The organism is Paractinoplanes rhizophilus (assembly GCF_042664765.1).
GTDB lineage: Bacteria > Actinomycetota > Actinomycetes > Mycobacteriales > Micromonosporaceae > Actinoplanes > Actinoplanes rhizophilus.
In genome coordinates, this window is record NZ_JBHTBJ010000023.1 from 103497 (window position 1) to 111360 (window position 7864).

General features: G+C 71.2%; 6 protein-coding genes. All 6 read right to left on the minus strand.

All coding sequences use genetic code 11. The annotated features are described in order from the left end of the window. Nucleotides 1-28 precede the first annotated feature (28 nt). The 6 genes from ACFQS1_RS26580 to ACFQS1_RS26605 all read right to left on the minus strand — a co-directional run bounded on the left by ACFQS1_RS26580 (nt 29) and on the right by ACFQS1_RS26605 (nt 7461). Complete coding sequence (locus ACFQS1_RS26580) at nt 29-946, minus strand: sugar phosphate isomerase/epimerase family protein (RefSeq protein WP_378973321.1); 918 nt, start codon at nt 944-946, stop codon at nt 29-31. A gap of 518 nt (nt 947-1464) precedes the next feature. Then, nucleotides 1465-2637, minus strand: a complete 1173-nt coding sequence (locus ACFQS1_RS26585) for a Gfo/Idh/MocA family protein (RefSeq protein WP_378973323.1) — start codon at nt 2635-2637, stop codon at nt 1465-1467. Between the two features lie 11 nt (nt 2638-2648). After that, a complete protein-coding gene (locus ACFQS1_RS26590) occupies nt 2649-3689 on the minus strand; it encodes a substrate-binding domain-containing protein (protein ID WP_378973325.1) in 1041 nt (346 codons plus the stop codon). A 39-nt stretch (nt 3690-3728) separates the two neighbouring features. Then, a complete protein-coding gene (locus tag ACFQS1_RS26595) occupies nt 3729-4742 on the minus strand; it encodes an ABC transporter permease (protein WP_378973328.1) in 1014 nt (337 codons plus the stop codon). Next, a complete protein-coding gene (locus tag ACFQS1_RS26600; RefSeq protein ID WP_378973331.1) occupies nt 4739-6274 on the minus strand; it encodes a sugar ABC transporter ATP-binding protein in 1536 nt (511 codons plus the stop codon). Before ACFQS1_RS26600 ends, ACFQS1_RS26595 begins: the two co-directional genes overlap by 4 nt. Continuing rightward, complete coding sequence (locus ACFQS1_RS26605) at nt 6271-7461, minus strand: ROK family transcriptional regulator (protein WP_378973341.1); 1191 nt, start codon at nt 7459-7461, stop codon at nt 6271-6273. Before ACFQS1_RS26605 ends, ACFQS1_RS26600 begins: the two co-directional genes overlap by 4 nt. Between the last annotated feature and the right edge of the window lie 403 nt (nt 7462-7864).

Below are 7864 nucleotides of genomic sequence, written 5' to 3' on the forward strand. Positions count from 1 at the left end.
GCGGCTCTGCAAAGACCCTATCGAAAAATCAGCGCGCGGGGCAGGGCTCGTTCTCCGGCGCGAGGCCGATCGCGGCGAGCTCCGCCAACAGGTACGCCACGTCGCCCGCCACCTGCTCGGGCGTCGGGTCGGGCACCCGGCTGAGCAGCGTCAGGTACTCGGTGAGGGGCCCGCCGGCGCCGAAGACCTGCCGCAGCGCGGACCGCCACGCCTCGGTCGTCCCGCCCGGCACCGCCGCGAGACGAACCTCGATGATGGACAGCCCGGCGTCGGCGAGCGACTCGATGCCGGCGGCCGGATCGGGCCACGTGCGCGCCACGTGGCCGAGGTCGAGGCAGACGCCGAGCCGCTCCTTGTCGATGCGGCTGAGCGCGGCGACGGTCTGCTCGGCGCTGTCGAGCACCGCGCCCGGCCCGGGCTGGAAGCCGACCCGGACGGCCCGGCCGTTCTGCCAGGCGAGGTCGGCCAGCCCGGCCGAGAGGCGGCGCAGGATGCCGGTGCTGGCCTTGTCGGAGGCCTCGGCCCAGCCGGCGCGCGGGCCGAGGCCGATGGTGCTGACGGCGCCGCGGACGGCGTCCTCGTCGAGGAGGTCGAGCAGGATGCGGGCGAGATCGAGCGTGTACTCCCGGCGGGCGGGCTCGGTCCAGGCGGGGGGCTGCTCGCCGCCACCCTCGCCGAAGGGCGCGCCACTCAACGTGACGACCTCGAGGCGGCGGGCGTCGAGCTCGGCACGAAGCCGGGTGCGGGCGCGGCTCTCCACGGCGAGGGCGGCGGCGAGCGAGGGGGGAAGCCAGAGGTTGACGCCGAGCAGGTCGACGCCGAGGCGGGCGCGGACCGCGCCGTAGGTGTCGAGGCGGCCGACCACACCCGGTAGATTGCTCTCGGGTCGCGGGGCGATCTCGACGCTGAGGTGCACGATCCGGCCGGAAGGATGTCTCAGCCGCATCAGTGTCCTCCCCGGGCGAGGGTGCCGGTGCATCTGCACGTGCATTCGCGCGTGCTGTGGCGTCCAGTATGGACCATGCGGCCGCCGATGCTCGACGCGCGCGGTGCGGTCCGTCGCGTTGCCATGACGCCTCCATCCGTGGGGTCCGCTCGACCTCGGATACGAGCGTCATGCGCTCACAGGATCAGCGGCGTACGGACCGTGCGACGCGGTGACCGGCGCGGACATGATCCGGGGGCGGGGCAAAGATCGGCGTTCATGAATCCGCTTGGATAGGGTGACCTGCCGGTAGGACGGTCCGCGGGTCGGCCCGAGAGGCCCCGGAGAGCGCTATCTGTGTGCACCATCTGCACGTTCGGACATGCACCGAACGATCACCCGTGCGGGCGCACGCGGGTGGTCGGGAAGCGAAAAATCTTGCGGCCGCCCGGGTAGCCGGACGGCCGCAGACATCCCGTCGCGGGCCGGCCGGCGCGGGGCGCAACCGCGCCGTCCCTCGCCGGCCTGCGACGGACGAACTAGACCTCCTCCACCTTCGTCCACTGCGACGTCTCGGCGGACTGGGCCACCGCGTCGAGGACCAACTGCACCTGCAGCGCGTCCGAGAACGACGGCGCCGGGTCGGTACCCGTGCCGATCGCCTCGATGAGGTCGCGCATCTCGTGGGTGAAGGTGTGCTCGTAGCCGATCGGATGCCCGGCCGGCCACCAGGCGGACATGTACGGGTGCGTCGGCTCGGTCACCAGGATCCGGCTGAAGCCCTGCTCGTCGCCGGGCAGTCCGCCGTCGTAGAACGACAGCTCGTTCATCCGCTCGAAGTCGAAGACCAGCGAGCCGAGCGAGCCGTTGATCTCGACCCGCAGCCCGTTCTTGCGGCCGGTGGCGAAGCGGGTCGCCTCGTAGGTGGCGATCGCTCCCCCGTTGAGCCGGGCGAGGAAGAGCGCGGCGTCGTCGACGGTGACCTCGCCGGTCTCGGCCGACGACGCCGAGGCGGCCAGGCCGGACGACGCCGACGGCAACGGGCGCTCGCGCACGAACGTCTCGGTCAGCGCCGACACCGAGGAGATCGACTGCCCGGTCACGTACTGGGTCAGGTCGATGATGTGCGCGCCGATGTCGCCCAGCGCGCCCGATCCGGCGACCTCCTTGCGCAGCCGCCACACCAGGGGAAAGCTCGGGTCGACGATCCAGTCCTGGAGGTAGACGGCCCGCACGTGGCGGATGGTGCCGATCCGTCCGGCGGCGACCATCTGCCGCATCAGCGCGACCGCGGGCACCCGCCGATAGTTGAAGCCGCACATCGCCCGTACGCCATGGGCTTGTGCCGCGGCCGCGGCCGCGACCATCTCTCTCGCCTCGGCCACCGAATTGGCCAGGGGTTTCTCGCAGAGCACGTGCTTGCCGGCCGCGAGCGCCGCCAGCGCGATCTCCGCGTGGGTGTCACCCGGCGTGCAGATGTCGACCAGATCGACGTCGTCGCGCTCGATCAGCGCACGCCAGTCCGTGGTGTGCGACTCCCAGCCGAGCTTGACCGCGGCGGCCGCCACCCCTTCGGGCGAACGACCGCTCACCACCCGCATCCGCGCGGACAGCGGCAGGTCGAAGAAATGGTTCACGGTGCGCCACGCCTGGGAGTGCGCGGCGCCCATGAACGCGTAGCCGACCATGCCGACCCGCAGCTGTTCCGACATCCAATATCCCCTTAAAAGCCCAGCTTCTCGTACTTCGAAGCGTTGTCCTTGGTGATCGTCTCGGACGCCAGCGTGATCTCCTTGGGAACCTGCAGCTCCACCAGGTCGCTCATCCCCTTGCCCTGGCCGATCAGGCGGGCCAGCGAGATCGCGGAGGACGCCATCGACGGGCTGTAGGTGACCGTGGCCTTGAGGACCGAGTCGTCCTTGGCGATGGAGTCGATCGCCGCCTTCGAGCCCGCGCCGCCGACCATGAAGAACTCGCTGCGGTTGGCCTGCTTGATCGCGGCGAGCACCCCGATGCCCTGGTCGTCGTCGTGATTCCACAGCGCGTCCATCTTGGGCAGCGCCTGCAGCAGCGCGGTCGCGGCCGCCTGGCCCGAGTCGGCCGTGAATTCCGCCGGGCGGCGGTTGGCGACCTTGAAGCCGAACGTGGCCAGGGCGGTGTTGAAGCCCTGGGTGCGCTCCTGGGTCAGCTCGAGCGAGTCGATGCCGGGGATCTCCCCGATGATCGGGTTGGTGACGCCCTTGGCCTTGAGCTGCTCGCCGATGTACTGGCCGGCGGCCAGGCCCATGCCGTAGTTGTCGCCCTTGATCTGCAGCCGGTACGCCGCCGCGGACGGAAACGCGCGGTCGAGGTTGACCACCGGGATGCCGGCCCGCATCGCTTCGAGGCCGGTCGCGTTCAGCTCCTTGCCGTCGTGCGGGAGCATCACGATCACGGTGGGCTTCTGCGCGATCAGCGTGGCCAGCGCGGCCCGCTGGGCGGCGGCGTCGGCGCCGGCCTCGACCGTCTTGAGCTCCACGTCGGAGTACGCGGCGGCCTGCGCCTTCGCGTTGTTGGTGATCGCCGCGATCCAGCCGTGGTCGGCGGCCGGGGCGGAGAATCCGATCACGACCTTGGTGCCGGGGGCGGCGTTGGCGTCGCCGCTGGAGTTGGTCTTGACCTGAGCGTCGGTGCCGGGGTCGTTGCTGGTGCAGGCGGTCAGGAGCGCGCCGGCGCCGACCGCCGCGCCGCCGAACAGAATGCGCCTACGGGACAAAGCGGACATGATTCCTCCAAGGGGGACCCATAGTCGGGCCGGGAACGGTCAACGCTTGAGGAGTTGTGTCAATGAGCGATAACGGAACTGCTGGATCAACACCGCGGCGACGATGATGCCGCCCTTCACCATGTTCTGGACCTCGGTGGAGAGGTTGTTGATCGCGAAAAGGTTGGTGATGGTGGAGAACACCAGCACCCCGAAGAGGGCGCCGATGATGGTGCCGCGGCCGCCACTGAGCAGCGTGCCGCCGATGATCGCCGCGGCGATCGCGTCCAGTTCGTACAGGTTCGCCATGGCGGCCTGGGCGCTGGTCGCCTGCGACGTCAGCATGATCGCGGCAATGCCGCAGCACAGGCCGGAGAGCGCGTAGAGCAGCACGGTATGGCGCTTGACGTTGATGCCGGCCAGCCGCGCCGCCTCGGGGTTGCCGCCGACCGCCACCGTGCGCCGTCCGAAGGTCGTGCGATTGAGCAGGACCCACCCGGCGGCGACGACAACCGCCAAAATCCAGACCAGCAGGGGTACGCCGAGGAGCTTGGTCGTCGCGATGCCGTTGATGGTGTCGTTCGCCGACACCTGGGTCTGCTTCCCCGAGATCTGGGCCGCCAGGCCGCGCGCCGAGACCAGCATGGCGAGCGTCGCGATGAAAGGCACCAGCCGGCCGTACGAGATGAGCACCCCGTTGACCAGCCCGACGGCGATGCCCACCACCAGCGCTGTGAAGATCATGCCGGCCGCGCCGTAGCTCTGCGTCGCCAGCGTCGTGCACCACACCCCGGCGAGCGCGATGATCGCGCCGACCGAGAGGTCGATGCCGCCGCCGATGATCACGAAGGTCATCCCGACCGTGACCACGCCGATCGCCGACGCCTGCTGGAGGATGGTCAGGAAGTTGTTGCGCACCCAGGTCGGGTCGGAGTACAGGTCGGGCTTGGTGACGATCCCGATGATCACCAGGACGACCAGCACCCCGACCAGGCCCAGGTTGCGAACGGCGTTGTCGTCGAGACGCTTCTTGGGGGAGCTGCGCACCTCGGGAGGCGCCGTTTCAGTGATCATGCGGGCTCCCCCTCCAACAGCGACCCCGCCATCACGAGGTCGAGAACGGTGTCTTCGTCCAGCTCGTCGGCCGGCGCCTCGTGGATGATCCGGCCCTCCCGCATCACCAGCACCCGGTCGGCCAGGCCCAGCACCTCGGGCACCTCGCTGGAGACCAGCAACACGCCCACCCCGTCGTCGGCCAGCCCCCGGATCACCTGGTAGAGCTCGGCGCGGGCGCCCACGTCCACGCCCCGGGTCGGCTCGTCGAGCAGCAACAGCCGGGTCTGGTCGAGCAGCCAGCGGCCGACCACGACCTTCTGCTGGTTGCCGCCCGACAGGGTGCGGGCCGGCCGGTCCACGTCGCGCGGGCGCAGCTCGAGCAGGTCGGCAGTCTTGAGGGCGGCGGCGCGCTCGTCGCGCGCGGCGGTGAAGCCGGCCCGCGCGAACCCGGCGAACGACGACAGCGTCATGTTCTTGTACACCGGCTCGTCGAGCAGCAGGGCCTGGCTCTTGCGCTCCTCGGGCGCCATGCCGATGCCCTTCTTGACCGCCCGGCCCACCCCGGTGATGCGCTGACCGTCCATGGTGATCGTGCCGGCGTCCGCGCGGCGGGCACCGAAGATGGTTTCGAGCAACTCGGAGCGGCCCGAACCGACCAGGCCGGCGATTCCCACGATCTCGCCGGGCGCGACCGTGAGGCTCGCGTCGACGAACTCGCCGTGCCTGGTCAGTCCCTCCACCACGAGGATCGGCGGCTTCTCCGGCCGCGCCGGCCTCGGCGGGAAGACGTACTCGATGCTCCGGCCGGTCATCTTGCCCACCAGCTCGCGGGTGGGAGTCGATTTCGCGGGCAGGTTCGAGGCCGTCGTGCGCCCGTCCTTGAGGACGGTGACCCGGTCGCCGATCTCGCGGATCTCGGCCAGCCGGTGCGAGATGTAGATGACCGCGATGCCCTGCGCCGTCAGCTCCCGGATGATCCGGAACAGGTTGGCCACCTCGTCATGGGCGAGCACGGCGCTGGGCTCGTCCATGACGATCAGCTTGGCGTCGTGCGAGAGCGCCCGCGCCATGCTGACGATCTGCTTGCCGGCCGCGGGCAGGCTGTGCACCTTGGTCCGCGGCGAGATCTCGGCGTGCCCCAGCCGGGCCAGGATCTCCCTGGTCTTGTCGGCCGCGCTCCGGCGCCGGGTGAAGCCGAACCTGGCCTCCTCGTGGCCGAGGAACGCGTTTTCCGCCACCGACAGGTCGTCGACCAGGTCGAGCTCCTGGTAGATGGTGGCGATCCCGGCCCGCATCGCGGCCTGCGGCGTGGCCGGCGCGAACGTCTCACCCAGCCAGATGATCTCGCCGTCGTCGGCGTGGTGCACCCCGGCCAGCACCTTGATCAGCGTGGACTTGCCGGCGCCGTTCTGCCCGAGCAGGCAGTGCACCTCGCCCGCCCGCACCTCGAGCTGCACGCCGTCGAGCGCGCGCACGCCGGGGAACGTCTTGACCACATCGGTGAGCCGCAGGACGACGTCGCCTGCCGTTTCGGCCGCCGGGGTGGTCATGACGCCTGCTCGAAGGCCATGTCGCTGGCGAGCACCGCCGCCCCGGTCACGCCGGCGCGGCCCTCCAGCTCGGAGAGCACCACCGGCAGGTTTCCGGTGGCCAGCGGCAGCGACCGGCGGTAGACCACGCTCCTGATCTCGGCTAGTAGCACGTGCCCGAGCTGGGCCAAACCACCCCCGATCACGATCATCGACGGGTTGGCGAACGAGACCAGCGTGGCCAGCACCCCGCCGACCCGCCGGCCCCCCTCCCGGATCAGCCGGATGCAGGTCACGTCCCCCTCGGCCGCGCCGTCGGCGACATCCTTGGCAGTGAGCTCGCCACCGGCGCTCGCCGCCAGCCGCTCGGCCAGCGCCGGGGACTCCCCCGCCCGCGCCGCCGCCAGCGCGTCGCGGGCCAGCGCGGCCCCGCTGAACAGCGCCTCGAGACAACCGGCGTTGCCGCACGAGCAGACCGGCCCGCCGGCGTCGACCTGGATGTGCCCGATGTCGCCGGCGCACCCGTCCACCCCGCGATAGACCGAGCCGGCCAGATGGATCCCGCACCCGATGCCCGTCCCGATCTTCACGAAGAGGAAGTCGTCGACCGAGTGCGCCACCCCGCCGTGCCGCTCGCCGATCGCCATGATGTTGACGTCGTTGTCGACCACGGCCGGGCACCCGTGCTCGCGGGCGAGCACCTCGCGCACCGGATAGCGATCCCACCCCGGCATGATCGGCGGCGAGACCGGCACCCCGTCGCGGAAGCTGACCGGGCCGGGCACCCCGATGCCGATCCCGTCGAGCCGCTCGTAGGCCGCGTCGGTGCGCGCCTTGGCCAGCAGCTCGCTGACCCGCTGCAGGATCGCCTTGGGCCCCGAGCGGATGTCGGCCGGCTCGCCGTAGGCCGCCACCGGCTCGAGCCGCCCGTTGGTCACCTCGATGTCGATCGAGCTGGCCCCGAGGTCGACGGCCGCGAACCGCAACCGCGGGGAGATCTCGACCAGCGTCGACCGCCGGCCACCCCGCGAGGCCGCCATCCCCGCCTCGGCGATCAGGCCCGCGGCAACGAGCCGCTCCACCTCGGCGAGCAGGCGGGGCCGGGTCAGCTCGAGCCGGTCCCCCAACTCGGCCCGGGACACCGGCCCCTCGTCCCGGAGCAGCCGCAGAACCCGCAAATGCGGTGCGTCAGCGAGAAACACGGCCACCTCCGGGCGCGACACCTGCACCAACACCGCGTCGATCACGCGATGTCGTGTCCGTCACACTAGGCGTGTTCCGCCTCGGCAGTCCATACCTTCCCAAAGATTCGTTCCAACTTTTGTTTAGCCCGCCAAAAGTTGGGCATAGCCCACCGCCCCTGACCTCCAGCCGGCGTGTCTCCCCACGGCGTTGGAACTCGCCCTGGGCGCCCTCCCAACGGCATCGATCCGGCCCGCAGCACCCGGACGAACTCGGGCACAGGGGCCACCGGGCCGCCGCGCAATCGGGCCGCCGCGCCCGCCGGGACGCGCGCACCGGGCCCCCGCGCAACCGGGCCGCAGGGCCGCCGCGCCCACCGGGACGCCGCGCAACCGGCCGCAGGGCCGGCGCGCACCAGGGCCGCCACGC

Bases quoted from the DNA above. Each gene is read 5' to 3' on its own strand.
- ACFQS1_RS26595 (WP_378973328.1), bottom strand. From the start codon at position 4,742: ATGATCACTGAAACGGCGCCTCCCGAGGTGCGCAGCTCCCCCAAGAAG.
- ACFQS1_RS26580 (WP_378973321.1), bottom strand. From the start codon at position 946: ATGCGGCTGAGACATCCTTCCGGCCGGATCGTGCACCTCAGCGTCGAG.
- ACFQS1_RS26585 (WP_378973323.1), bottom strand. From the start codon at position 2,637: ATGTCGGAACAGCTGCGGGTCGGCATGGTCGGCTACGCGTTCATGGGC.
- ACFQS1_RS26600 (WP_378973331.1), bottom strand. From the start codon at position 6,274: ATGACCACCCCGGCGGCCGAAACGGCAGGCGACGTCGTCCTGCGGCTC.
- ACFQS1_RS26590 (WP_378973325.1), bottom strand. From the start codon at position 3,689: ATGTCCGCTTTGTCCCGTAGGCGCATTCTGTTCGGCGGCGCGGCGGTC.